Genomic DNA, 23,246 nt, shown 5'->3' on the forward strand with positions numbered 1-23,246 from the left:
CCGGGCGTCACCGGATCACGTGCTCCACGAACCGCTCCACCGTCTCCGCGAGGACCTCCCGGCCGTCCCGCGCCCACAGCCCGTCGTTGAACAGCTCGACCTCGATGGGACCGGTGTAGCCGGCGGCCTCCACGTACCCCTTCCACTCGCGCATGTCGACCGCCCCGTCACCGAGCTGGCCGCGCCCGGTGAGCACGCCCTCCGGCAGCGGGGTGGTCCAGTCGGCGAGCTGGAAGGTGTGGATCCGGCCACCGGCGCCCGCGCGGGCGATCTGCTCGGGGGCCGTGTCGTCCCACCAGATGTGGTACGTGTCCACCGTGACGCCCACCTGCTCGGCCGGGAAGCGCTCGGCCAGGTTCAGCGCCTGGGCCAGGGTCGAGACCACACAACGGTCCGAGGCGTACATCGGGTGCAGCGGCTCGATGGCCAGCCGCACGCCGCGCTCGGCCGCGTACGGGCCCAGCTCCGCGAGCGCGTCCGCGATCCGCTCGCGCGCCCCGCGCAGGTCCCTGGAGCCGGCCGGCAGCCCGCCCGACACCAGGACCAGCGTGTCCGTGCCCAGCGTGGCCGCCTCGTCGACGGCCCGCCGGTTGTCGTCGAGGGCTCGCGCCCGCTCCTCGGGGTCGATCGCGGTGAAGAAGCCGCCCCGGCACAGCGTCGTCACCGTCAGCCCGGCGTCACGGACCAGCTTGGCGGTGGCCTCCAGGCCGTACGACTGGACGGGCTCCCGCCACAGGCCCACGCCGCGCACGCCCAACTCCTGGCAGGCGTCGACCAGTTCGGGCAGGCTCAGCTGCTTGACCGTCATCTGGTTGATGGAGAACCGCTCCGGTGCCGTGCTCACTGGGCCACTCCGTACAGGGACAGCAGCGTCTTCATGCGCGTCTCGGCCAGCTCGGGGTCGGGGAACAGGCCGAGGCCGTCGGCGAGTTCGTACGCCGTCGCGAAGTGCGGCAGCGAGCGCGCCGACTGCAGGCCGCCGACCATCGTGAAGTGCTCCTGGTGGCCCGCGAGCCAGGCCAGGAAGACCACGCCCGTCTTGTAGAAGCGGGTGGGCGCCTGGAACAGGTGGCGGGACAGCTCCACGGTCGGGTCGAGGAGTTCCCGGAAGCCCTTCACATCACCGGTGTCCAGGGCCCGTACCGCCTCGGCGGCCAGCGGGCCGAGCGGGTCGAAGATGCCGAGCAGGGCGTGGCTGAAGCCCTTCTCGTCGCCGGCGATCAGCTCCGGGTAGTTGAAGTCGTCGCCGGTGTAGCAGCGCACGCCCGGCGGGAGGCGGCGGCGCAGGTCGATCTCGCGCCGGGCGTCGAGCAGGGAGATCTTGACACCGTCCACCTTGTCCGGGTGGGCTGCGATGACCTGCAGGAACACGTCCGTCGCCGCGTCCAGGTCACTTGAGCCCCAGTAGCCCTCCAGGACCGGGTCGAACATGGGGCCGAGCCAGTGCAGGACGACGGGTTCGGCGGCCTGGCGCAGCAGGTGGCCGTAGATCTCCAGGTAGTCCTCGGGGCCCTTCGCCGTGGCGGCCAGGGCGCGGGACGCCATGAGGATCGCCTGCGCACCCGCCTCCTCCACCACGGCGAGCTGCTCCTCGTACGCCTTGCGGATCTCCTCCAGGGAGCCGGCGGCGAGCTGGTCGGTGCCGACGCCGCAGGCGATCCGGCCGCCGACCGCCTTCGCCTCGGCGGCGGACCGGCGGATCAGCTCCGCCGCGCCCGCCCAGTCCAGGCCCATCCCGCGCTGCGCGGTGTCCATGGCCTCCGCGACGCCGAGCCCGTGCGACCACAGGTGGCGGCGGAAGGCGAGGGTGGCGTCCCAGTCGACGGCGGCGGGCGAGTCGGGGGAGACGTCCGCGTACGGGTCGGCGACGACGTGCGCCGCGGAGAAGACCGTACGGGAGGTGAACGGCGTGCCGGCGGAGAGGGCGAGGGGCTCGCGGCGCGGCTCGTACGCCCTGAGCCGCCCGCTCGTGTCCGGGAGGTGGATGGTCACAGGGAGATCTCCGGTACGTCGAGGCGGCGGCCCTCGGCCGAGGACTTCAGGCCGAGTTCGGCGAGCTGGACGCCGCGGGCGCCGGCCAGCAGGTCCCAGTGGTAGGGGGCGTCGGCGTAGACGTGCTTGAGGAACAGCTCCCACTGCGCCTTGAATCCGTTGTCGAACTCGCCGTTGTCCGGGACCTCCTGCCACTGGTCACGGAAGACCTCGGTGGCGGGGATGTCCGGGTTCCACACGGGCTTGGGGGTCGCCGAGCGGTGCTGTACGCGGCACTTGCGCAGTCCGGCGACGGCCGAACCCTCGGTGCCGTCCACCTGGAACTCCACCAGCTCGTCGCGGTTCACGCGCACCGCCCAGGAGGAGTTGATCTGGGCGATCGCGCCGCCCTCGAGTTCGAAGATGCCGTACGCGGCGTCGTCCGCCGTCGCGTCGTACGGCTTGCCGTTCTCGTCCCAGCGCTGCGGGATGTGGGTGGTCGCCAGGGCCTGTACGGACTTCACGCGGCCGAACAGCTCGTGCAGCACGTACTCCCAGTGCGGGAACATGTCGACAACGATGCCACCGCCGTCCTCGGCACGGTAGTTCCAGGAGGGGCGCTGGGCGGGCTGCCAGTCTCCCTCGAACACCCAGTAGCCGAACTCGCCGCGCACCGAAAGGATCCGGCCGAAGAAGCCGCCGTCGATGAGCCGCTTCAGCTTCAGCAGGCCGGGCAGGAAGATCTTGTCCTGGACGACGCCGTGCTTGACGCCCTTCTCGCTCGCGAGGCGGGCCAGCTCCAGGGCGCCCTCGAGGCCCGTGGCCGTCGGCTTCTCGGTGTAGATGTGCTTGCCCGCCGCGATCGCCTTCTTGATCGACTCCTCGCGGGCGGAGGTGACCTGAGCGTCGAAGTAGATCTCGACGGTCGGGTCGGCGAGGACCGCGTCCACGTCCGTCGACCAGTGCTCCAGGCCGTGCCGCTCGGCGAGCGCCTTCAGGGCGTGTTCGCGGCGGCCGACGAGGACCGGCTCGGGCCACAGCACGGCGCCGTCGCCCAGGTCGAGGCCGCCCTGCTCGCGGAGGGCCAGGATGGAACGGACGAGGTGCTGGCGGTAGCCCATGCGTCCCGTCACGCCGTTCATGGCGATACGCACCGTCTTGCGTGTCACGTCGATCCCTTCGTACGCGTCCGGCGCCTCGTACGCTCGTGCGGTGAGCGTGACAGCAAGCGCTTTCTATACAGTGAGACGCTAGCCTCTGTGCGGCCGCTCGGACAAGACCGCGGGGGGCGGCGATATGTACGTGTCCGTATACGGCGTCACAGAACGTGACACTGCGGGCACGGTGCCGTGAACTCGGACGGTTCGGGAGCGTGAAGTTGGTCGATCCGTCGAACACGGTGAACCGCGGGCCTGTACACGGGTGTCTGTAGAGCTGTAGATGGATCTCGGCGGAAGTCGGTGGATGTCCGTGGACGGACACGACGGACGCCGCCGAGCACGACGGGTACGACGACGAGAACACGCGACCGGAGGACGACGACGATGACGGTGACCCTGGCGGACGTGGCGGCGCGCGCACAGGTGTCGCCCGCCACCGTGTCGCGCGTGCTGAACGGGAACTATCCCGTGGCGGCGTCCACCCGGGAGCGGGTGCTGCGCGCGGTGGACGAGCTGGACTACGTCCTGAACGGCCCGGCCAGCGCGCTGGCGGCGGCCACCTCCGACCTGGTCGGCATCCTGGTCAACGACATCGCCGACCCCTTCTTCGGGATCATGGCGAGCGCGATCCAGTCGGAGATCGGGGGCCCGGGCGGGCGGGCCGGCGGCGAACGGCTCGCCGTGGTCTGCAACACGGGCGGCTCCCCGGAGCGCGAGCTGACGTATCTGACGCTGCTGCAGCGGCAGCGGGCGGCGGCCGTGGTGCTCACCGGTGGCGCGATGGAGGTCAGCGCGCATGTGGAGGCCGTGGGCGCGAAGCTGCGCAAGCTCGCGGCGGCGGGGACGAAGGTCGTGCTGTGCGGCCGGCCGCCGGCGCCCGAGGCGATCGCACTCACCTTCGACAACCGCGGCGGCGGCCGGCAGCTCACCGAGCACCTGATCGGGCTCGGGCACCGGCGACTCGGCTACATCGCGGGCCCGGAGGAACGCACGACGACGCGGCACCGCCTGGAGGGCCACCGGGCGGCACTGGCCGCCGCCGGGATCGAGGACGACCCGAAGCTGACGGTGCACGGCCGCTACGACCGCCGGGCCGGTTACGAGGCGACACTCGAACTGCTGCGCAGGGACCCGTCCCTCACCGCGATCGTGGCCGCGAATGACACGGTGGCGCTGGGCGCCTGCGCGGCCCTGCGGGACTCCGGGCTATGCATCCCCGACGACGTCTCGGTGGCGGGCTTCGACGACCTCCCGTTCGCGATCGACGCGGTACCGGCCCTGACGACGGTCCGCCTCCCGCTCTCGGAGGCGGGAGCACGCGCGGGCCGTATCGCGATGGGGCGCGAGGAGCCACCGCCCGGCGGGATCGCGGCGGTGCGGGGGGAGTTGATGGTGCGGGGGTCCACGGGGGCGCCGCGGGGGTAGGCCCCGGCTGGGGCCGGCGGTCGGCCCGTCCCGTGCGCTGTTCGTGGAAGCCGGCCCCCGGCGCCCTTCTGGCTCGGCAGGGACATCGGCCCGGCGCGCCCGAGTGTCGCCGACGGGCGCCGCCCCCACGTGCCGAGTAGGGTCCGTTTGCATGAAGCTCGCGTTCTCCACCCTCGGTGTCCCCGGCCTGCCCATACCCGACGTGGTGCACCTCGCGGCCACGCACGGCTACCACGGTGTCGAACTGCGCGCGCATCCGGACGAGCCCGTGCACCCGGGCATCGGCGCCGCCGAACGGGCCGACGCGGCCGCCGCGTTCAAGGCGGCCGGGGTCGAGATCCTGGGACTCGCGGGGTACACGCGTGTCGCCGCGCCCGGTGACGACGCGCCCGTCCTGGCCGAGATCCGCGAACTCCTCGACCTGGCCCGCGACCTGGGCGCCCCCTACATCCGCGTCTTCCCCGGCGGCGGCACCGAACAGAGCACGGAGGAAGCCGACGCGACGGCCGCCCGGCGCCTGGGCACCGCCGCGGAGTACGCCGCCGACGCCGGTGTGCGCATCCTGCTGGAGACGCACGACTCGCACCGCACCGGCGCGGACGTCCTACGCGTCCTCGGCGCGGTCGGCCACCGTCAGGTGGGCGCGCTGTGGGACGTGATGCACACCTGGCTGGGCGGCGAGCAGCCGCAGGAGACGTACGCGGCACTGTCCCCGTACCTCGGTTACGTCCAGGTCAAGGACATCGCGTCCGCCGACGACACGACCCCGCTGCCGCTCGGCTCCGGTGTCCTCCCGCTCGCCGAGTGCGTGGAGGTCCTCTCCCGCCACGGCTGGGACGGCTGGCTGTGCTGGGAGTACGAGAAGCGCTGGTACGAGTCGGTGACACCGCTGCCGGAGCTGCTGGGGGCGGGGCGGGAGCACCTGGGGCGGCTGCTCAACGAGTCGGCGTAAGGCGCCGAGGGCGGCGGGGGGAACCGCCCTCGGCTCACTCGCCGTGCGGCGCGCCGGCTGCGCGCGGATGCGGCCGGTCAGAGGCGGCGTGCCACGAAGTCGGCCACCTGCGTGCCGAGTTGTCGGCCCGCGCTGTTGTCGAGGGAGGTGTGCTGGCCCGACCAGATCCGGCTGAGCCACGCTTCGGTGGCGGCGTCCTGGAAGCCGGGGAAGGTGCGGGTGACGCCCTTCGACGTCACCGCGAGAGGGTGGTGCGCACCGTAGAGTCCGGCGAGCGTCGTCGCCGCTGCCTGGCTGAGCGCACCGTGAGCACCGGGGTAGGACGGATCCGGGGCGGTCGGCAGCAGGGGGGTCCAGGCGGGATCGCCGGTGATGCGCGGGTTGTAGTGCGTGCCGCCGAGCCGGATGGCGGTCACGGGCCGCCAGACACGGTAGGCGTACTTCGCGTCGTACATGGCGATCGCGGTGTCGGCGAGGGCCAGGTCGAGCCGGGCGAAGACCTTCACCGCCTTCTCCAGGCTCGCGTTCTGGGCGGTGACGAGGTTCTGCGCGATCTGGTTCCAGACGTTCCAGACCGGCGCCGCCGCCCAGAACTTCGCGGCCGCGGTCTGGTCGGGGGTGCGGGTGCGACTCGTCTTGCTCCCCAGAGCCTTGACCTCGTTCAAGGCGGTGGCGTACGCGGCGCTGCTCACGGCCGGGGGTGCCGGCGGGCGGAACTGGCTTCCGGTGGCCAGCACGAACGGCTTGACCGAGCCCCAGTTGGTGAACACCGGTGCGGGGAAATCGGGAGGTGTGGACCGGTAGTCACCGGCTTTGCTGCCGGGCCTGAACGGTGGGGGCTTGACCGAGGACCCGTCATGGGACCGCAGGCTGATCAGCCGGCGGGCGACCTCGGCTCCCACGCGCGTGCCTGCCTGCTTGCCGGCGCCGTCGGGGATGGCGGACAGCCGGCTTTTCAGCCGCTGGTCCAGGCCTGCGCGCTTGGCCGGATAGAGGGCGACCAGCACATCGTGGGCCGCCTGGTCCGCTGCGGCATCCGCACGGGCGCCTCGCGGAGCCGACACCGAGGACACGTAGGCGGGGCCGGTCCGGGTGATCGAGACCACCGCGTCGTACTCGGCGGCCTGGAGGATCGCGAAGCTGCGCGTGGGGTGGACGGTGGACGGTTGAGCCTTCGGATCGCTCAGGATGGTGATGAGCTCGCGGTTCCACTCGACGACCGGCATCCCGGAAGCTGCGGCGGCGGTGCGCAGGGGCTGCGCGTGAGTGGCGGTGGATCCGAAGGCAGGGCTGGTGAGTCCGGCTGCCAGCGCGGTCCCGGTCAGCACGGCGAGTGTCTTCTGTATTCCACCCATGTGGTGTGGCTCCTTGTCGCTGGTGGCGGGCTGCGGCAACCGGGGGTCACACACGTCGGCCCCGTGGTCCACCGCGGGCCACAGGGGCAGCGGACAGGACGGATCGGTCGGGCGGCCCGCAGCGCATGCTGCGAAGAAGGACGGGCGGGGTCACCGGAGGGCCGCGACCGGACGACCGGCGTATCGGCCCAGGACGGGCAGGCGTCACCCGGACGAATCTTCCGGCGGGCGGACCGAGCGCACGCGGTCCAACCTGATCTCCTCTTCGGGTCAGCAGGTCGCTGGCCAGCTACAGCCTGCTGACACCCGATCGACGCCGCAATCCGTACGCGGCCACTCGGGTGGTCGATACGCCCGGGCGAGCCGTCCGCGGGAACCGGTCCCTGCCGGCTTCACAGACACCGTGCTCCCCGTCGCCGGTTCTCGTGGCCCCGTTCGCCTCCCCCCGTGTGGAGCCCTCTCCTCCGCGGCCAGTTCTGCCTGCTCACGGTGGTGTGGGTGGCGCGGGCACCCCGGAACCGCGCGACCGGACTACGCCGGACGCGCCGTGAACCGTACGGACCCGTCCAGGCACCACTCCAGTACGGCGGGCCAGGAGCCGTAGCCGGCGTCCAGGTCGAGGTGGGCGGCGCCGGGGATGATCTCGGCCGGGATGCCGAGGGGATCCCCGAAGACCGTCTTCGCGCCCTCCGGGCAGTACGGGTCGTCGTCGCCAGCGACGAGAAGGGTGGGCGCGGGCGGTGTCAGACCGTCGAGCTGCGGCGGTACGAAGGCGGCGACCTCCGGGTACCGGGCGAGGACGGAGGCGGACGGCGGGGCCACGAGCAGCACGCGGTCCACCTCCAGGCCCTTCACCCCGCGCGCGACCGCGTGCAGCCACAGCACGCTGGACAGGCTGTGGGCGACGACGACGCGTTCGGCCCCGTCGGGCAGGTCGTCGAGGTGGCGGGCCAGCTCTGCGAGCCACACGTCCAGATCCGGGTCGTCGGGGTCGGGCAACTGCGGATAGGTGACGTGGTGGCCGAGTTCGGTGAGCCGGTCGGCCAGCCAGTGCTGCCAGTGGTCCTTCGGGCGGTGGTTCTGCCAGCCGTGGAGGAGGAGGTAGGCGCTCATGGGTCGATGGTATGAACGCGCGTCGGTCAGACGACGACGCGGGCCCACACCGTCTTCCCCACGCATCGTTCCCTGACCTCCCACGTCTCCGCCAGCGCGGCCACCAGCAGCAGGCCGCGGCCCGAGGCGGCCTCCGGGTCCGGGGCCGACAGGACCGGTCGGCGCGGGGAGGCGTCGGACACCTCCACGTCCACGGTCTTCTCGCCGTCGTACGTCATCGCCACCTCGAAGTGGCGCCCGGGGACGCGGCCGTGGCGGATCGCGTTCGTCGCCAGCTCGGAGACGACGAGTTCGACCACGTCCCGCGCATCGGCCGACACCGCCCAGGAGCGCAGCACGCAGCGGGCGCCGCGGCGGGCCTCGACGACGTTGCGCGGGGTCGGCGCGAACCTCAGCCTCCAGGTGCGGAGTTGTGGAGATACGTCATCACTTTCTGTGCTCATGTAGATACTGTCGGCCATGGAAGCCGCCACCACCAGGGGAGGAGCGTCGACGGTCGCGCACGGCAACCGGTGCGGTGCGCGCGTTGAGTCGTGTGGAGCCGTGTAGAGGGGGGTGGCTGCGATGGGGCAGCTCAAGAAGAACTCGGCGTCGCCCGCCGCGCAGTACTTCGCGGAGGTGCTGCGGACGCTGCGGGTGCAGGCCGGGTTGTCGCAGAACGACCTGGGCAACCTGATGGCGTACTCGGGGGCGGCGGTGAGCGCGGTGGAGACCGGCGCGAAACCGGCGACGGACGAGTTCATCGCGGCGGCGGAGAAGGCGTTGGATGCCGGGGGGCTGGTTGCGGCGGCGGCGAAGTAGGTGCGGCTGGAGCGGTATCCGGAGTACTTCCAGGGCTTCGTGCAACTGGAGCAGGAGGCGCTGAGCGTGTCGTCATACAGCACTCAGTTGGTGCACGGCTACTGCAGACGGAGGCGTACGCGCGGGCGCTGCTCCAGTCCGACTTCCCGCCCCTCGACGACGAAGAGATCGAGCAACTGACGCAGGCCCGGCTGGAACGCAGGGCGCTGCTCGACCGGAAGCCGGTGTGCGTGATCAACGTGATCCTCGAAGAGGAGGCTCTCAGGCGGCAGATCGGCACGGCAGAAGCGATGCACGATCAGTACAAGCATCTCGTCGCGTGCGCAGAGCGCCCCAACGTGGTTATTCAGGTCATGCCTTCTCGGCTCGGCGCCCACGCAGGACTTCGCGGTCCCATGACGGTCGTAGAGACGCCGGAACAGACCTCGCTGGTGTACACGGAAGCTCTGGGCAAGAGCCTGCTGGTATCCAAGCCTGACGAAGTGGGTATCCTCGCGCGCCGCTATGCGATGATCAGTCGGCAGGCCCTCCGGCCGGAGGAATCCGTAGACGCGATCACGCAGTTGGCGGGTGAGCTATGACTGAGCTGAAGTGGTGCAAGAGCACCTACAGCGACTCCGGCGGCGGCGAATGCGTGGAAGTCGCCGCCACCACGGCGATACACATCCGCGACTCCAAGACCCCGGACCGCCCTTACCTCACCGTCTCCCCCGCCGCCTGGGCCGACTTCCTCGCCACCCTGGCCTCAAGCAGCGACCGGCACTCGGGCCACTCCTCCGCCGTGATCGAGTAGATCGCGGAGTCCCGGAGTCGGCCCTCCTCGCCCGGTGCCCAGGAGCGGGACCAGTTGCGCAGGACGCCCTCGAAGCGGGCGCCGACGCTCTGGATCGCCGCGCGGGAGCGGTCGTTGCGGGCGTCGGTCTTCAGGTCGACGCGGGCCACACCCCATTTCTCGAACGCGTGGCGGAACAGCAGGAGTTTGGACTCGGCGTTGACGCCCGTGCCCTGGGCGGAGCGGGCGAGCCAGGTGAAGCCGACCTCGATGGCGTCGAGCCGGTCGTCCGTGCGCCAGGAGCGCGGGTCCCAGAACGCCGTGGTGCCGACCGCCCGCCCCGTGGCGAGGGAGATCTGTGCGTACGGGGCGAGCCGTCCCGCCGCCGCACGGCCGAGCTGGGCGTCGATGTACGCCCCGGCCTGGTCCGCCCTGGGCACCCAGGTGAATGCGTACGTGTCCCGGTCCTCCTCCGCCGCCACCGCCAGGTCGGCCGCATGCCGGTGCTCCAGCGGCTCCAGGCGCACCAACGCGCCTTCCAGGAGCGGTCCCTCCAACTTGAACGCCAACGCTCTCCAGCCCCCTCGGTGCGGCAACCCCGCACGTGGTTCCGCGAACGCCCCGACAAAGCCTGAAGAGTCTGCCGTACGAACCCGAGGTCGTCGAACGAGATTCGGGACACCGACGCCCGGGTCCGCTCCATGAGACCGTCGGAGCGCCCGATGACCTCGGCGATCGGTTCGGCCTGTCGCCGATGCGACAGCATGCCGGGGCCGTTGAAGCGGCGCCAGTGGCCGTCGAACGCATTTCGAAAGCGTCAGTCGGGGACGACCCCCGGCCCCGGGCCCTGTCAGCTCCCCGACTGCAACAGATCCGCCGAATCTGTTGCACTCAGAACCCCCACCCACCCCGCCCACCGACCGGAGCCGGCCGGCCGCTCCCGCCCGGCGCATACAACCCCGCCCGCAGCTCCGCGAACGACTCGTGGAAGTCCGGGAAGGTCTTCCTGACGCAGCCGGGGTCGTCGAACGAGATTCCCGGCACCCGAAGTCCCGTGACCGCGAAGGACATCGCGATCCGGTGGTCGCCGTACGTCTTGATGTGCGCGCCCGGCGACGTCCCCATGTCCGCCGTCGTCCCCGGCGCGATCTCGATCCAGTCCGGGCCCGTGGCCACCCCCACCCCCAGCCGCCGCGGGTTCTCCGCGCAGGCCTCCAGGCGGTCGCACTCCTTCACCCGGGTGTTCGCCACGTCCTCGATGCGGACGGGGCCGGAGGCGAACGGCGCGATCGCCGCCAGCGTCGGCATCGTGTCGGAGATGTCGCGCATGTTGACGGTCAGCCCCCTCAACTCCCCCGTCCCGCGCACCGTCGTGCGGTCCGCGGCCACCTCCACCTCCGCGCCCATCCGCCGCAGCACGTCCACGAAGCCCAGGTCCCCCTGGAGCGTGCCCGCCCCGAGCCCGGGCACCGTGACCTCGCCGCCCGTCACGGCCGCCGCCGCGAGGAAGTAGCTCGCGGTGGAGGCGTCCGGTTCGATCGCGTACGTCGTGGCGCGGTAACCGCCCGTTGGGACCACGAAGACGTTCCCCTCGCGGCGCACCTGCGCTCCGAACGCCCGCATCATCGCGACCGTGATGTCGACGTACGGCGCCGACACCAGGTCCGTCACCGTGATGCGCAGGCCCTGGCGCGTGAGGGGGCCGAGGAGCAGCAGGGCCGTGAGGTATTGGGAGGACTGGCCCGCGTTCAGCACCACCTCGCCTCCCTCCACGCCGGCCGCCTCCACCGTCAGCGGATGGTGCCCTTCCGACTCCTCGTACCGCAGCCGTACGCCCAGGTCCCGCAGTGCCCGGGTCAGCGGGCCCAGCGGGCGCCGCCGCATCTGCGGCGAGGCGTCGAAGCGGTAGGTGCCGTGTCCGGTGGCGGCCAGGGTGGGCAGGAAGCGGGCCGTGGTCGCGCCGTCGCGGCAGTACACGTCCGCCTCGGTGGCCGCCGGGCCTTGCGGGCGGCCGTCGACGTGCCAGGCCTCCGGGGTCCGGCCGACGCTGTAACCGAGGGTGCTCAGGCCCTCCGCGAAGCCCTCGGTGTCGTCCGACCGCAGTGGCCGTACGAGCGTGGTGACGCCGTCGGCCGCGGCGGCCAGGAAGAGCGCGCGGGCGGTGATGGACTTGGAACCGGGGATCTCGACTTCGGGCATGGCCTCACGCTGGCTCGCTGATCGGTTCGCTCGCCGGCACGTCCGCCGACCGGACCTTCTTCGGCCGGGCGCTCCCCGCCGGAGCCAGCGACGTCAGCGCCACCCCGCCCACCAGTAGTGCCGCCGCGCCCCAGCGCAGGGGGCTGATCGGTTCGCCCAGGAACACGGCCGCGGACGACATGCCGAAGACCGGGACCAGGAGGGAGAACGGCGCGACCGTGGACGCGGGATGGCGGCGCAGCAGCCAGCCCCAGGCGCCGAAGCCGAAGACCGTGGTGATCCAGGCGACGTAGAGGACGATGCCGGCGCCCTGCCAGTTGAGGGCGCGCAGTGCGGCGAGGTCGCGGGACGGGCCCTCCGCGAGGAGGGACAGGCCGAGCAGGGGCAGGACCGGCACCGTGCTGACCCACACCATGAAGTTCAGGGGGTCCGGCGGGGACGCCTTGCGGGTGAGGACGTTGGACAGGCCCCAGCAGGCCGCCGCCACGATGACCAGGGCGAACGCGCCGAGCGGGCCGGCCGTTCCCTCGTCGACGGCCGCGAGGGCCACGCCGCCGAGGGCCACCGCCATGCCCAACGCCCGCAGGCGCGTGGGGCGTTCGCCGAGCAGCGCGAAGGCCATGAGCGCGGTGAACACCGCCTGGATCTGCAGGACCAGGGAGGACAGGCCGGCGGGCATCCCCGCGGCCATGCCGAGGAACAGCAGCCCGAACTTCGCCACGCCCAGCACCAGACCCACCGCCACGATCCACTTCCAGGCCACCTTGGGGCGGCCCACGAGGAAGACGGCGGGGACGGCCGCGGCCAGGAAGCGCAGGGCCGAGAACAGCAGGGGCGGGAAGTGGCCGAGGCCCAGTTCGATGACGGTGAAGTTCACGCCCCAGACGGCGGCGACGAGGACGGCGAGAGACAGGTGTGCGGGTCGCATGCGTCGAGGATCACGCCCCATGACCGTGAAGCACCAGCGATGATTGCTGCATGGTTGGATGAAGCATCGCTAATCCTCAGGGGGGCATCTTGCTCGACCTCCAGCGCCTGCGCGCCCTGCACGCCGTCTCCGTTCACGGCACGGTCGGCGCCGCGGCCGCCGCACTCGGTTACACGCCGTCCGCCGTCTCCCAGCAGATCGCCAAGCTGGAGCGGGAGACCAGGACCGTGCTGCTCGAACGGGAGGGGCGCGGCGTGCGACTCACCGACGAGGCGCTTCAACTCGCCGCCGCCGCACAGCAGTTGCTGGCGATCGTGGAGCGCGCCGAGACCGAGCTGGAGGAGCGGCGGGGGCTGCCCGCCGGGCGGCTGACGGTGGCGGCGTTCCCGTCGGCCGCGCGGGGGCTGATGCCGGGGGTGCTCACGGACCTCGCGCGCCGGCACCCCGCTCTGGACACCCGGCTGACCGAGGTGGACCCGCATCTGTCCGTCGACCTGGTCGCCAAGGGCGTGGTGGACGTCGCCGTGGCGCACGACTGGGACATCGCGCCGCTGCCCGCACCCGAGGGGGTGGAACAGGCGGTCATCGGCGACGACCTGTGCGATCTGCTGGTGCCCGCCGGCCACCGCTTCGCCGGGCGGACGGCCGTACGCCGCGAGGAGTTGGGCGGTGAGCGGTGGATCTGCCAGCCGCCGGGCCGGGTCTGCCACGACTGGCTGGTGCGGACGCTGCGCGCGGCCGGGCACGAGCCCGAGGTGGTCCACCAGGCCGACGAGAACCCGACCCTGGTCGCCCTGGTCGCCGCCGGACTCGGTATCGCCCTGATCCCGCGGCTCGGCCGGGGCCCGCTGCCGGAGGGGGTCGTCGAGGTACCCCTGGACCCCATGCCCGTACGACACCTGTACGCGCTGTGGCGCAGCGGGGCGGCCCGGCGGCCGGCGATCGCCGAGACCGTGCGCACCCTCCAGCACCACTGGCCCACGGTGTCGGCGCACACGCCCCGTTGACCACCCTCGCACCGACTTCCGGCGACCGGCGGTTTCCGGGGAACCCGACCCGGTGCCCCTTCGTCCCATGGGCAGGTTGCCGGATGAGTCTCCGCGCTGCGGTGTCGGCTCTCGCTGCTGGCTGCGATCGCTGACCACCCTCTCCGCCGCACGCGGCCGGCAGCACGCCGCCATCGGCGCGCCCCCCTCCATCAGCGCCGATGGCGGCCCCTCGTCTGCGGTACCTCATGTGCGGCGCCTTGACCGGCAGAAACTTCCCGGATATTGGTGACTCTTCGGAAGTTTCCTTCAGCGTTCTCCTCCGGAAGGAGCGCACGTGCACGAATCCGGCACGGGAAGCACCGCACAGCCCTCCAGACGCACGGTCCTCGCCGCCGCGGGCGTGTCGGCGGCCCTCGCGCTCACCCCGGGCGCCGCTCACGCAGCCGGGTACGCAGCCGGGGACTCCGTCCACGACGACGAGCGGCTCAAGGGCCTGATCTCCCGTATGACGCTGGAGGAGAAGGTCGGCCAGCTGTTCGTGATGCGGATCCACGGCCACTCGGCGACCGCCCCCGACCAGGCCGACATCGACGCCAACCTCAGGGAGTTCGGCGTTCGCACCGCCGCCGAACTGGTCGCCCGGTACCGCGTCGGCGGCATCATCTACTTCGCCTGGGCGCACAACACGCGCGGTCCCCATCAGATCGCCGAACTGTCCAACGGCATCCAGAAGGCGTCGCTCGACCAGCCGCGCGGGCTGCCCGTGCTCATCGCCACCGACCAGGAGCACGGGATCATCGCCCGTGTGGGCAGGCCCGCGACGCTGTTCCCGGGCGCGATGGCGATCGGAGCCGGTGGCTCCCGTGCCGACGCGCAGACCCTGGGCCGGATCGCCGGTGCCGAGCTGCGCGCCCTCGGCATCCGCCAGGACTACTCCCCCGACGCGGACGTGAACGTCAACCCGGCCAACCCGGTCATCGGCGTACGGTCCTTCGGTGCCGACCCGGATGCCGTGGCGGCCCTGGTCGCGGCGGAGGTGAGGGGGTATCAGTCCTCGGGTGTCGCGGCGACCGCCAAGCACTTCCCGGGCCACGGCGACACCGCCGTCGACAGCCACTACGGCTTCCCGGTCATCACGCACAGCCGCGAGCTGTGGGAGCGGCTGGACGCGGTGCCGTTCCGAGCGGCGGTCCGGGCGGGGGTCGACGCCGTGATGACCGCGCACATCATGGTGCCCGCGCTGGACGGCTCCGGCGACCCCGCAACCCTCTCGCGCCCCATCGTCACCGGCATCCTGCGGCAGGAGCTGGGCTACGACGGGGTCGTGGTGACCGACTCGCTCGGCATGGAGGGCGTACGGCAGAAGTACGGCGACGACCGCGTGCCCGTGCTCGCCCTGAAGGCGGGCGTCGACCAGCTGCTCGATCCACCGAACCCGGCCCTCGCCTGGAACGCGGTACTGGACGCGGTGCGGGGCGGTGAGCTGACCGAGGCCAGGCTCGACGAGTCGCTGCTGCGCGTTCTGCGGCTGAAGGCGAAGCTGGGGCTGCTGGACCAGCCGTACGTGAGCGGGGACGGCGTCGACCGGACCGTCGGCACCCCGGAGCACCTGCGCACCGCCGACCGCATCGCGGACCGCACGACCACCCTGCTGGTCAACCAGGAGCGTCTGCTGCCGCTCTCGCGCCGCACCCGGCCCCGGCTGCTGGTGGCCGGTGCGGACCCGGCGTCCCCGACCGGCACCGACGGGCCGCCCACCACCGTCCTGGCGAACGCCCTCACCGAGCTGGGCTTCACCGCTACCGCGCTGTCCACCGGCACGGCGCCCTCGTCGGCGACAGTCGCCGAGGCGGTGACGGCGGCGCGGGACGCGGACGCGGTGGTCGTGGCGACGTACAACGTGAGCGCAACCAGTTCCCAGCGGACGCTGGTGCACCAGTTGGCCGCCACCGGGAAGCCGGTGATCGCTCTCGCCGTCCGGAACCCGTATGACGTCGCGCAACTCCCTGATGTGGGCGCTTTCCTGGCGTCGTACGCCTGGACGGACGTCGAACTGCGCGCCGCGGCGCGGGTGATCGCGGGCCGGGTCAGGCCGCGCGGGAGGCTGCCGGTGCCGGTGCAGCGGGCGGACGACCCGGCCCAAGTGCTGTACCCGATCGGGTACGGGCTGTCGTACTAGCCGTACGCCGGGAACCTGGCACCCCGCCCCTATTTGTCGCAAAGCACCCGAGACGTCTGGCGTGGACCGTGGCCGCGGGCCACGCTGGACGCGGGGGTGGACCGGGGGGTTGGCGATGCGAGGGACACGAGTGTTGCCGGGTGCGCTGCTGGCCGCTGCGCTGGCGGTGGGCGGGGTCTCCGGGTGCCAGACGGTGGCGGGAGCGGCGAAGGACCGGCCGAGCGGGCCTGCCACCTCGCCCGCGCCGTCCGGGTTCGGCGCCGAGTTCCTCGCCGTGGACAAGTGCAGTTCCTTCGGGACGACGAGCTTCACGGAAGTGCCGTGCACGAGCGAACGGGCCGCCGCCCGGGTGGTCGCACGGTACGACGGCGACCCGGCACAGGGTCCCGCATGCCCCGCGACCACGGACTTCGTGCTGCACATCAGCCCCTTCGGGATGGTGCGGCGCGGATACGCGTGCATGCGGAACCTGGAGCCGCCACACCCGGGCGACCCCGGCGGTGGGGGCGGCCCGCGCACGATCGTCGGGGACTGTGTGTACGGCGCGGGCAAGGGCGAGGTCCGGGAGACGGCCTGCGACGGCAGCGGCGCTCACGCGCCCGAATACGAGGTGACGTCGGCGGTCGCGCGCCGCGCGCAGTGCCCGCCGTCGACGGCCCTCTACGTGCAACTGGGCGGCAGCAGACCGGTGGGGTGCGCCCGGCGGCTGTGACCGCGGGTCCGGGTCAGCAGAGGATCCACCCGGAGCTGACCGATCCCGAGCCCACGGAGCCACGGATCCACACACACCGGTGGCCGGCGTGCACGGTGACGGGCCCGGCGTGGTGCGTGTACTGCCCGATGTCGGCCGCGGGGCGGCTGCCGCGCGCCTGCACGCTCACCGACATCGTCCTCCTGCCGGAGACATGGTTCGCGAGGGTCACCGCGCAGACATAGCCGTCGCGCTTGTAGACCTGCACGGAGCCGGTGGAGAACGAGAGCGTACGAACCTTGGGTCCCGAGCAGTAGTCGGCCGCCTCCGCGTGCCCCGGGCTCGCCAGCGCGAGCAGCCCGGACGCCGTCAGCACGGTCATGCCGAGCGCCAGGCGCCGGCGTATCGCACCCTTGTCCACCTCTGTGGTCCTCCCCGCGACGATGAGCGTACTGCTGTACGGACGCATGGCGTACGGCGGATGGTTGCGTCGCTGCGGTGCATACAGGCGCACCTTTTCGAACGTTTGGAAGAACTTCCTCAGGATTTCCTGAATCCGACGGGGTGTCAGGCCGAGGAGCCGACCGGCTCCTCCTGCTCCGGTCCCGGCGCCCCCACGAACGTCCGCCACAGGTCGGCGTACCGGCCGCCGCGGCGCAGCAGCTCCTCGTGGGTGCCGTCCTCCGCGATGCGGCCGTGGTCCATCACCACCACCCGGTCGGCGCGCGCCGCCGTCGTCAGGCGGTGGGCCACGACCAGGGTTGTGCGACGGCCGACGAGGCGGTCCGTGGCCTGGTTGACCTGGGCCTCGGTGGCCAGGTCGAGCGCGGCGGTCGCCTCGTCGAGCAGCAGGATGTCGGGGTCCACCAGCTCCGCGCGCGCCAGCGCGATCAACTGCCGCTGCCCGGCGGACAGGTTGCGGCCGCGCTCGGCGACCTCGTGCAGATAGCCGCCCTCGAGGCGGGCGATCATGTCGTGCGCGCCGACCGCCCGGGCCGCGGCCTCCACCTCGGCGTCGGTCGCGTCCGGACGCCCGTACGCGATGGCGTCCCGGACGGTCCCCTGGAACAGGTACGCCTCCTGCGGGACCACGCCGAGCCGGTGCCGGTACGAGGTCAGGTCCAGCGAGCGCAGATCGGTGCCGTCGACCAGCACCCGGCCGCGCGTGGGGTCGTAGAACCGGGCGACGAGCTTGACCAGGGTCGACTTGCCCGCGCCGGTCTCGCCGACGAACGCGACGGTCTGCCCGGCCGGGATCGTCAGGTCCACGCCGGTCAGCGCCTCCTCGTCGTCGCCGTAGGCGAAGTGGACGCTCTCGAAGGCGATGTCGCCGCGCAGCGACAGCACCTCCAGCGGCTCCTCGGCGGCCTTCGTGGTGGTGGGCTGCTGGAGGAGTTCCTGGATACGGCCCAGCGACACCGTGGCCTGCTGGTAGCCGTCGAACACCTGGGAGAGCTGTTGCACGGGCGCGAAGAACAGGTCGATGTACAGCAGGTACGCGACCAGGGCGCCCGTCGTCAGCGTCCCCGCGCCGACCCGGTGCGCGCCCACGATCAGCACGGACGCGGCGGCCACCGACGACAGCAGCTGCACGAAGGGGAAGTAGACGGATATCAGCCACTGGCCGCGGATGCGTGCCCGGCGGTAGGAGTCGCTGCCCTCGGTGAACCGCCGCCCGCCGTCCCGTTCCCGCCGGAACGCCTGCAGGATGCGCAGCCCGGACACCGACTCCTGCAGGTCCGCGTTGACCGCCGACACCCGCTCACGGGCCAGTTCGTACGCCTTCACGCTGGCCCGGCGGAAGAAGACGGTCGCCACGATCAGCGGGGGCAGGGTGGCGAACACGACGAGCGCCAGCTGTACGTCGATCACCAGCAGGGCGACCATGATGCCGAAGAAGGTGACGACGGAGACGAAGGCCGTCACGAGCCCCGTCTGCAGGAACGTCGACAGGGCGTCGACGTCCGTCGTCATCCGGGTCATGATCCGGCCGGTCAGCTCCCGCTCGTAGTAGTCGAGGCCGAGCCGCTGGAGCTGGGCGAAGATCTTCAGCCGCAGGGAGTACAGGACGCGTTCGCCGGTGCGTCCGGTCATCCGGGTCTCGCCGACCTGTGCCGCCCACTGGATCAGGACGGTGCCCAGCGCGAGCAGGGATGCCGCCCAGACCGCTCCGAGGGCCATCCGGGAGACACCCTGGTCGATGCCGTGCCGGATCAGGATCGGCAGCAGCAGCCCCATGCCCGCGTCCACGGCGACGAGGGCGAGGCTGACGAGCAGGGGCAGCCCGAAGCCGCGCAGCAGCCGGGTGAGGCCGTACGACTTCTCGGGCTGGACGGCGCGTGCCTCGTCGACGTCGGGGGTGTCGATGGCCGGGGGCAGCTTCTCGACCTGGGCGAGCAGCTCGGGGGTCGCCGGGGTCCCGGTGAGGGCGTGGTCCTTGGGCTCCCGGTCGCCGGTCCACAGCCGCGGGGTGACACCGCGCTCGGCGTCGAATTCGGCGTCCAGCTCGTCCCGGACGCTGGTGTCCTCCTGGGGTGTGGCCGGCTGGGCGTGGCCGGGGGAGACACCGCCCAGTTCGTCGGGGTCGGTCAGGAGGCGGCGGTAGAGGGCGGAGCGCTCCTGGAGCTCCTCGTGGGTGCCGATGTCGGCGAGACGGCCGCCGTCGAGGACCGCGATGCGGTCGGCGAGGTTGAGGGTGGAGCGGCGGTGGGCGATCAATAGGGTGGTGCGCGCGTCAGCGCTCGACGAGGGGTGGTGGTCGGGCGACGGGTGGGCGGTTCGGCCCTGCATGACCTGCTTCAGGGCCTCGTGGATCTCGTGTTCGACGCGGGCGTCCACCGCCGAGGTCGCGTCGTCGAGGACCAGCAGCCGCGGGTCGGTAAGGATGGCGCGGGCGAGCGCGATGCGCTGGCGCTGGCCGCCGGAGAGGGTCAGGCCGTGCTCGCCGACCTTGGTGTCGTAGCCGTTGGGCAGCTCGGCGATGAAACGGTCCGCCTGCGCCGCGCGTGCGGCCCGCTCGATCTCCTCCTGCGAGGCGTCGGGGCGGCCGTAGGCGATGTTGTTGCGGACCGTGTCGGAGAAGAGGAAGGAGTCCTCGGGGACCAGCCCGATCGCGGCGCGCAGGGACTCAAGGGTCAGTTCGCGCACGTCGTGGCCGCCGACGAGGACGGCGCCGTGCGTGACGTCGTAGAAGCGCGGCAGCAGCAGCGAGACGGTGGACTTTCCGGAGCCGGAGGAGCCGACGACGGCGAGGGTCTCGCCGGGGCGGATCCCGAAGGAGAGCCCGTCGAGGACGGGGCGACCGTCCTCGTACGCGAAGGAGACGTCGTCGAACTCGACGGTCGCGGGGGCGTCGGCGGGCAGCTCCTTGGTGCCGTCCTGCAGCGACGGCTCGGTGTCGATGAGCTCCAGGACCCGCTCGGCGCCCGCACGGGCCTGCTGGCCGACGGTGAGGACCACGGCGAGCATGCGGACCGGGCCGACCAGCTGCGCGAGGTAGGAGGAGAACGCGACGAACGTGCCGAGCGTGATGTGCCCGCGCACCGCCAGCCAGCCGCCGAGCGCCAGCATGGCGACCTGGCCGAGGGCGGGCACCGCCTGGAGGGCCGGGGTGTACCGGGAGTTCAGCCGGATGGTCCGCAGCCGCCCAGCGAAGAGCCGGCGCCCGACCTCGCGGAGCTTGCCGGTCTCCTGTTCCTCCTGCCCGAACCCCTTCACCACGCGGACGCCGCTGACGGCGCCGTCGACCACGGTCGCCACGGCGGCGGCCTGGGCCTGGGCGTACCAGGTGGCCGGGTGCAGCCGGGACCGGCTGCGCTTGGCGATGTAGCCCAGGGCGGGCGCGACGGCCAGCGCGACCAGGGTCAGCGGCAGCGACAGCCAGGCCATGACCACCAGGGAGACCAGGAAGAGCAGGACGTTCCCGATGGTCATCGGGAGCATGAACAGCAGGCCCTGGATCAGCTGGAGGTCACTGGTGGCGCGGCCGACGACCTGCCCGGTGGACAGCTCGTCCTGGCGTCGTCCGTCCAGCCGGGTGATCGTCCCGTACATCTCCGTGCGGAGGTCGTGCTGGACGTCGAGGGCGAGACGGCCGCCGTAGTAGCGCCGGATGTAGGTGAGGACGTAGACGAGGACGGCCGTGCCGATCAGGGCGCCGGCCCAGGGGGCCATGGACCTGCTGTGGTTCCCGATGACGTCGTCGATGATCACCTTGGTGATCAGGGGCACCAGGGCCGTGAGCCCCATGCCGGCGAGGGAGGAGCCCAGGGCGAGGACGACGTCCTTGGGGTACCGCCAGGCGTAGCCGGCGAGCCGGCGCGCCCATCCTCGTGTCCCGTCCTGGTGCGCTGCCACGCGGTGCCCTCCTCAAGACCTGGTCTACCGGAAAGCACCAACGCCGTCAGCAGCGGATTTCATCCCGCCGCAACATTTCGGATCCGTACCCGCAGGTCGTAGAACCGCGTCGTCTGGGCCGGGTTCTGGTTGTCGTCGCTGACCAGGAGCACGTCCAGGCGGCCGTGGGAGGTGCCCGTGATCGTCATGCCCTCGATGTTGTCGAGGAGCGGGTTCGGCTGGGGCTGCTTGGCGGTCGCTCCCAGTGACGGGCAGTTCACGAGGTCGGCGAGCAGGGTCTTCTTGATCAGGCGTACGCCCGGCTGCCCCGTCAGGTTCTCGATGCCGCTCGTGTCCGTGGCGTGCCGCGGGTCGGCCAGGTAGAGGCGGACCGTGTTGCCGTACCCGGACGTGAAGCCGCGTTCCAGGACCAGGAGCCGTCCGTCGGGAGTCGCCTGGACCTCGGGGACGCCGAGACCGGGGTCGACGCGGTAGCCGTACTGGGCCGCGAGCCGGAAGTGCCCCTTGTCGCGCTCCCAGGTCTGGAAGCGGACGAGGCCAGTGCCGTCCCCGGAGAGCGAGCCCTCCATCGACGCCAGCAGGGTGTGGCCGCCGGGCAGCAGGGTCAGGCCCTCGAAGGTCAGGTTGGGGGTGGCGCGGCCGGCGGGGGCGACCAGGAGCGAGCCGGGCACGGGGAGGCGGTCGAGGATCTTCCCGGCACGGGAGTAGCGGCGTACGGACGGCTCGGTCTCGGAGGTGACGAGCCGGGTGCCGTCCCAGTCGACGACCAGGCCCTCGGAGTCGAGCGCCGCGCCGTTCTCGTCGGCGAGGCCGACCACGCTCGTCGGCTTCAGGGTCCGGCGGTCGAGGGTGAAGAGCGAGGAGCGGTCGGAAAGCGCGACGAGTTGTCGGTCGCCGTCGACGGCGAGGGCGGAAAGGTTGCCGACGAACGTGCCGTCGTACGTCGTCTTGTCGAGGACGTCGGAGAAGCGTTCGAGGTCGACGGTGGAGGAGCAGGCGTGGCCGGGGGTCCGCCCGGGCGCGGTGGAGGGCCCGGCGGCGGCCGGCCCGGCGGCCGCCAGGGAAGTGGCCGCCGCCAGGGTGGCGGTGACGGTGGCGAGAACAGTTCTCAGGCGCATGCCGTCACCGTAGAGCGAGACGAGTGGGACGGGGTGGACTCCCCGTGAAACACGGGGAGTTCGGCCGTGTCAGCTCGCGGGGACCGCCGGATACGCCTCCTGCGGCGTGCTCGTCGGCACGAACGTGCTCGTGGTGGACGTCGTCGGCACCAGGTCCTTGTGGATGGCCCTCGCCACGTTCTGGATGGTGGTGACGCCGTAGTTCATCGTGCTGTTGTCCCAGGTCAGCACGGTGATCATGTAGTCGTGGCCGCGCCCGTTGAACGTGCCGACGCTGTGCACCCGCCAGCCGTGCGTGGAACGCTGCAGCCAGCCGTTCTTGACGTGCACGGCCACGCCGGAGGGCGCGCCGGCCGGAGTGCCCCAGCGCTGCGAGGAGATGACGTTCGCCATCAGCTTCAGGATGTAGGCCCGGGAGTTGTCGCTCAGCACGGCGTTCTTCGCGGTGATGAGCTTGAGCAGCTTCTGCTCGTCCTGCACGGTGATCTGGGTCAGGCCCCAGTATCCGTTCGCGCCCGGCTTGGTCCGGGTCATGCCGGCCGCGGCGAGGAAGCCCTTGATCTTCGTCAGGCCCAGCTGCTTCCACAGCGTGCTGGTGGCGCTGTTGTCCGACTTGGTGATCATGGCTGTGGCGAGGCTGTTCTCACGGCTGGTCAGATAGCGGTTGTGCTTCTTCGCGTCCCACAGCAGCGTGGCGAGGACGGTGACCTTCACCACGCTGGCCGAGTCGTACGCGGACGTGTCGCGCAGCGAGCAGGTGGTGTTCGTCGAGCGGTCGTAGAGGCCGACCGCGACGGTGCCCTTGCGGCCGGCGAGGGCCGCGGTGATGTCCTTCTGCAGCTTGGCGGCCAGACCCGCCTTGCCCGAGGTGCAGCTGACCGTGGGCGTGGCCGCGGCGGCGGGTGCGGCGGCCGCCACGAACGGTACGAGCACGCCGACGCCGAGCCCGGCCGCGAGAACCCGAACTCTCTTAAATGTCCGGGAATTGCCGGATATCCGGTGAATCATCGAGGTCAACCATCCTCTTACATGGAGAAAAGCGTGCCCCCGGCACGCTCGTGCCCTATTGACTCACGGGAATGCCCCAAAGTTGTAGGCGAGTTCGCTCACAAAGTCGTTCGCAGACCGGTTCACACCCGCAGTCGCGGCGTCGTGGTGAGAAACCTCTCACTTGCCGTCCGCTTACCGAGGTCTCACCCATCCACAGCTCACACCCAGGCTGACCACAGTCCGTACC

At 71.8% G+C, this 23,246-nt stretch carries 21 protein-coding genes; 8 read left to right on the top strand and 13 right to left on the bottom strand.

Going from position 1 to position 23,246, the window contains the following annotated elements; genetic code table 11:
• Positions 1 to 7: 7 nt before the first annotated feature.
• The 3 genes from ACFYZJ_RS14620 to ACFYZJ_RS14630 are packed head-to-tail and all read right to left on the bottom strand — an operon-like array spanning position 8 to position 3,140.
• Positions 8 to 808 (bottom strand): sugar phosphate isomerase/epimerase family protein, encoded by an 801-nt coding sequence (locus ACFYZJ_RS14620; protein WP_388567625.1) that lies wholly within the window; start codon positions 806 to 808, stop codon positions 8 to 10.
• Between the two features lie 32 nt (positions 809 to 840).
• Complete coding sequence (locus tag ACFYZJ_RS14625) at positions 841 to 1,992, bottom strand: dihydrodipicolinate synthase family protein (RefSeq protein WP_388567190.1); 1,152 nt, start codon at positions 1,990 to 1,992, stop codon at positions 841 to 843.
• On the bottom strand, positions 1,989 to 3,140 hold the full coding sequence (locus tag ACFYZJ_RS14630) for a Gfo/Idh/MocA family protein (protein WP_388567193.1): 1,152 nt from the start codon (positions 3,138 to 3,140) through the stop codon (positions 1,989 to 1,991). Before ACFYZJ_RS14630 ends, ACFYZJ_RS14625 begins: the two co-directional genes overlap by 4 nt.
• Positions 3,141 to 3,515: 375 nt before the next feature.
• On the opposite strand from ACFYZJ_RS14630, the gene ACFYZJ_RS14635 reads away from it, so the two are divergent.
• On the top strand, positions 3,516 to 4,556 hold the full coding sequence (locus ACFYZJ_RS14635) for a LacI family DNA-binding transcriptional regulator (protein WP_388567197.1): 1,041 nt from the start codon (positions 3,516 to 3,518) through the stop codon (positions 4,554 to 4,556).
• 151 nt (positions 4,557 to 4,707) lie between these two features.
• Positions 4,708 to 5,508: a sugar phosphate isomerase/epimerase family protein gene (locus ACFYZJ_RS14640; RefSeq protein ID WP_388567199.1), complete on the top strand. Its 801-nt coding sequence runs from the start codon at positions 4,708 to 4,710 to the stop codon at positions 5,506 to 5,508.
• Between the two features lie 77 nt (positions 5,509 to 5,585).
• Here the strand turns inward: ACFYZJ_RS14640 and ACFYZJ_RS14645 are convergent, their stop codons facing one another.
• The 3 genes from ACFYZJ_RS14645 to ACFYZJ_RS14655 form a co-directional block, all read right to left on the bottom strand.
• Positions 5,586 to 6,863 carry a vanadium-dependent haloperoxidase gene (locus tag ACFYZJ_RS14645; RefSeq protein ID WP_388567201.1) on the bottom strand — a complete coding sequence of 426 codons (1,278 nt, stop codon included), beginning with the start codon at positions 6,861 to 6,863 and terminating at the stop codon, positions 5,586 to 5,588.
• 531 nt (positions 6,864 to 7,394) lie between these two features.
• The gene (locus tag ACFYZJ_RS14650) at positions 7,395 to 7,976 is read right to left on the bottom strand and encodes an RBBP9/YdeN family alpha/beta hydrolase (protein WP_388567203.1); all 582 of its coding nucleotides are present in this window, start codon (positions 7,974 to 7,976) and stop codon (positions 7,395 to 7,397) included.
• A gap of 26 nt (positions 7,977 to 8,002) precedes the next feature.
• Positions 8,003 to 8,419: an ATP-binding protein gene (locus ACFYZJ_RS14655; RefSeq protein WP_388567206.1), complete on the bottom strand. Its 417-nt coding sequence runs from the start codon at positions 8,417 to 8,419 to the stop codon at positions 8,003 to 8,005.
• Positions 8,420 to 8,540: 121 nt separating this feature from the next.
• On the opposite strand from ACFYZJ_RS14655, the gene ACFYZJ_RS14660 reads away from it, so the two are divergent.
• From ACFYZJ_RS14660 to ACFYZJ_RS14670, 3 genes are all read left to right on the top strand, one after another.
• Positions 8,541 to 8,777: a multiprotein-bridging factor 1 family protein gene (locus ACFYZJ_RS14660; RefSeq protein WP_388567209.1), complete on the top strand. Its 237-nt coding sequence runs from the start codon at positions 8,541 to 8,543 to the stop codon at positions 8,775 to 8,777.
• Positions 8,778 to 8,905: 128 nt separating this feature from the next.
• The gene (locus tag ACFYZJ_RS14665; RefSeq protein WP_388567627.1) at positions 8,906 to 9,358 is read left to right on the top strand and encodes a DUF5753 domain-containing protein; all 453 of its coding nucleotides are present in this window, start codon (positions 8,906 to 8,908) and stop codon (positions 9,356 to 9,358) included.
• Positions 9,355 to 9,570 carry a DUF397 domain-containing protein gene (locus ACFYZJ_RS14670; RefSeq protein ID WP_388567211.1) on the top strand — a complete coding sequence of 72 codons (216 nt, stop codon included), beginning with the start codon at positions 9,355 to 9,357 and terminating at the stop codon, positions 9,568 to 9,570. Before ACFYZJ_RS14665 ends, ACFYZJ_RS14670 begins: the two co-directional genes overlap by 4 nt.
• Here ACFYZJ_RS14670 and ACFYZJ_RS14675 read toward each other — a convergent pair.
• The 3 genes from ACFYZJ_RS14675 to ACFYZJ_RS14685 form a co-directional block, all read right to left on the bottom strand.
• Entirely contained in the window at positions 9,471 to 10,118 is a 648-nt protein-coding gene (locus ACFYZJ_RS14675) for a GNAT family N-acetyltransferase (protein WP_388567214.1), read from the bottom strand. The two genes, ACFYZJ_RS14670 and ACFYZJ_RS14675, sit on opposite strands and share 100 nt — an antisense overlap.
• A 322-nt stretch (positions 10,119 to 10,440) precedes the next feature.
• Entirely contained in the window at positions 10,441 to 11,748 is a 1,308-nt protein-coding gene (gene aroA / locus ACFYZJ_RS14680; RefSeq protein WP_388567216.1) for a 3-phosphoshikimate 1-carboxyvinyltransferase, read from the bottom strand.
• A gap of 4 nt (positions 11,749 to 11,752) precedes the next feature.
• Positions 11,753 to 12,676 (bottom strand): EamA family transporter, encoded by a 924-nt coding sequence (locus ACFYZJ_RS14685; RefSeq protein WP_388567218.1) that lies wholly within the window; start codon positions 12,674 to 12,676, stop codon positions 11,753 to 11,755.
• An 89-nt stretch (positions 12,677 to 12,765) separates the two neighbouring features.
• Here ACFYZJ_RS14685 and ACFYZJ_RS14690 point away from each other — a divergent pair, with 89 nt between their 5' ends.
• The 3 genes from ACFYZJ_RS14690 to ACFYZJ_RS14700 all read left to right on the top strand — a co-directional run bounded on the left by ACFYZJ_RS14690 (position 12,766) and on the right by ACFYZJ_RS14700 (position 16,556).
• The gene (locus tag ACFYZJ_RS14690; RefSeq protein WP_388567221.1) at positions 12,766 to 13,683 is read left to right on the top strand and encodes a LysR family transcriptional regulator; all 918 of its coding nucleotides are present in this window, start codon (positions 12,766 to 12,768) and stop codon (positions 13,681 to 13,683) included.
• Between the two features lie 316 nt (positions 13,684 to 13,999).
• Positions 14,000 to 15,844, top strand: a complete 1,845-nt coding sequence (locus ACFYZJ_RS14695; protein ID WP_388567223.1) for a glycoside hydrolase family 3 protein — start codon at positions 14,000 to 14,002, stop codon at positions 15,842 to 15,844.
• 115 nt (positions 15,845 to 15,959) lie between these two features.
• Positions 15,960 to 16,556, top strand: coding sequence for a hypothetical protein (locus ACFYZJ_RS14700; protein WP_388567225.1), 597 nt, complete (start codon positions 15,960 to 15,962; stop codon positions 16,554 to 16,556).
• A 13-nt stretch (positions 16,557 to 16,569) separates the two neighbouring features.
• Here ACFYZJ_RS14700 and ACFYZJ_RS14705 read toward each other — a convergent pair whose 3' ends face one another.
• The 4 genes from ACFYZJ_RS14705 to ACFYZJ_RS14720 all read right to left on the bottom strand — a co-directional run bounded on the left by ACFYZJ_RS14705 (position 16,570) and on the right by ACFYZJ_RS14720 (position 23,017).
• Positions 16,570 to 16,956, bottom strand: a complete 387-nt coding sequence (locus ACFYZJ_RS14705) for a hypothetical protein (RefSeq protein ID WP_388567630.1) — start codon at positions 16,954 to 16,956, stop codon at positions 16,570 to 16,572.
• A 146-nt stretch (positions 16,957 to 17,102) separates the two neighbouring features.
• The gene (locus ACFYZJ_RS14710; protein ID WP_388567227.1) at positions 17,103 to 20,891 is read right to left on the bottom strand and encodes an ABC transporter ATP-binding protein; all 3,789 of its coding nucleotides are present in this window, start codon (positions 20,889 to 20,891) and stop codon (positions 17,103 to 17,105) included.
• A 59-nt stretch (positions 20,892 to 20,950) separates the two neighbouring features.
• Positions 20,951 to 22,009: an esterase-like activity of phytase family protein gene (locus ACFYZJ_RS14715; protein WP_388567229.1), complete on the bottom strand. Its 1,059-nt coding sequence runs from the start codon at positions 22,007 to 22,009 to the stop codon at positions 20,951 to 20,953.
• A gap of 69 nt (positions 22,010 to 22,078) precedes the next feature.
• The gene (locus ACFYZJ_RS14720) at positions 22,079 to 23,017 is read right to left on the bottom strand and encodes a serine hydrolase (protein WP_388567633.1); all 939 of its coding nucleotides are present in this window, start codon (positions 23,015 to 23,017) and stop codon (positions 22,079 to 22,081) included.
• Positions 23,018 to 23,246 lie beyond the last annotated feature (229 nt).

Origin of the sequence: Streptomyces sp. NPDC001848 (assembly GCF_042891915.1) — a bacterium.
Taxonomy (GTDB): Bacteria; Actinomycetota; Actinomycetes; order Streptomycetales; family Streptomycetaceae; genus Streptomyces.

What these genes read in the sequence shown, in the direction of transcription:
- ACFYZJ_RS14670 (WP_388567211.1), top strand. Translation starts at nt 9,355, where the DNA reads ATGACTGAGCTGAAGTGGTGCAAGAGCACCTACAGCGACTCCGGCGGC.
- ACFYZJ_RS14650 (WP_388567203.1), bottom strand. Translation starts at nt 7,976, where the DNA reads ATGAGCGCCTACCTCCTCCTCCACGGCTGGCAGAACCACCGCCCGAAG.
- ACFYZJ_RS14700 (WP_388567225.1), top strand. Translation starts at nt 15,960, where the DNA reads ATGCGAGGGACACGAGTGTTGCCGGGTGCGCTGCTGGCCGCTGCGCTG.
- aroA (WP_388567216.1), bottom strand. Translation starts at nt 11,748, where the DNA reads ATGCCCGAAGTCGAGATCCCCGGTTCCAAGTCCATCACCGCCCGCGCG.
- ACFYZJ_RS14635 (WP_388567197.1), top strand. Translation starts at nt 3,516, where the DNA reads ATGACGGTGACCCTGGCGGACGTGGCGGCGCGCGCACAGGTGTCGCCC.
- ACFYZJ_RS14660 (WP_388567209.1), top strand. Translation starts at nt 8,541, where the DNA reads ATGGGGCAGCTCAAGAAGAACTCGGCGTCGCCCGCCGCGCAGTACTTC.
- ACFYZJ_RS14655 (WP_388567206.1), bottom strand. Translation starts at nt 8,419, where the DNA reads ATGAGCACAGAAAGTGATGACGTATCTCCACAACTCCGCACCTGGAGG.
- ACFYZJ_RS14620 (WP_388567625.1), bottom strand. Translation starts at nt 808, where the DNA reads ATGACGGTCAAGCAGCTGAGCCTGCCCGAACTGGTCGACGCCTGCCAG.
- ACFYZJ_RS14715 (WP_388567229.1), bottom strand. Translation starts at nt 22,009, where the DNA reads ATGCGCCTGAGAACTGTTCTCGCCACCGTCACCGCCACCCTGGCGGCG.
- ACFYZJ_RS14640 (WP_388567199.1), top strand. Translation starts at nt 4,708, where the DNA reads ATGAAGCTCGCGTTCTCCACCCTCGGTGTCCCCGGCCTGCCCATACCC.
- ACFYZJ_RS14645 (WP_388567201.1), bottom strand. Translation starts at nt 6,863, where the DNA reads ATGGGTGGAATACAGAAGACACTCGCCGTGCTGACCGGGACCGCGCTG.
- ACFYZJ_RS14685 (WP_388567218.1), bottom strand. Translation starts at nt 12,676, where the DNA reads ATGCGACCCGCACACCTGTCTCTCGCCGTCCTCGTCGCCGCCGTCTGG.
- ACFYZJ_RS14720 (WP_388567633.1), bottom strand. Translation starts at nt 23,017, where the DNA reads ATGATTCACCGGATATCCGGCAATTCCCGGACATTTAAGAGAGTTCGG.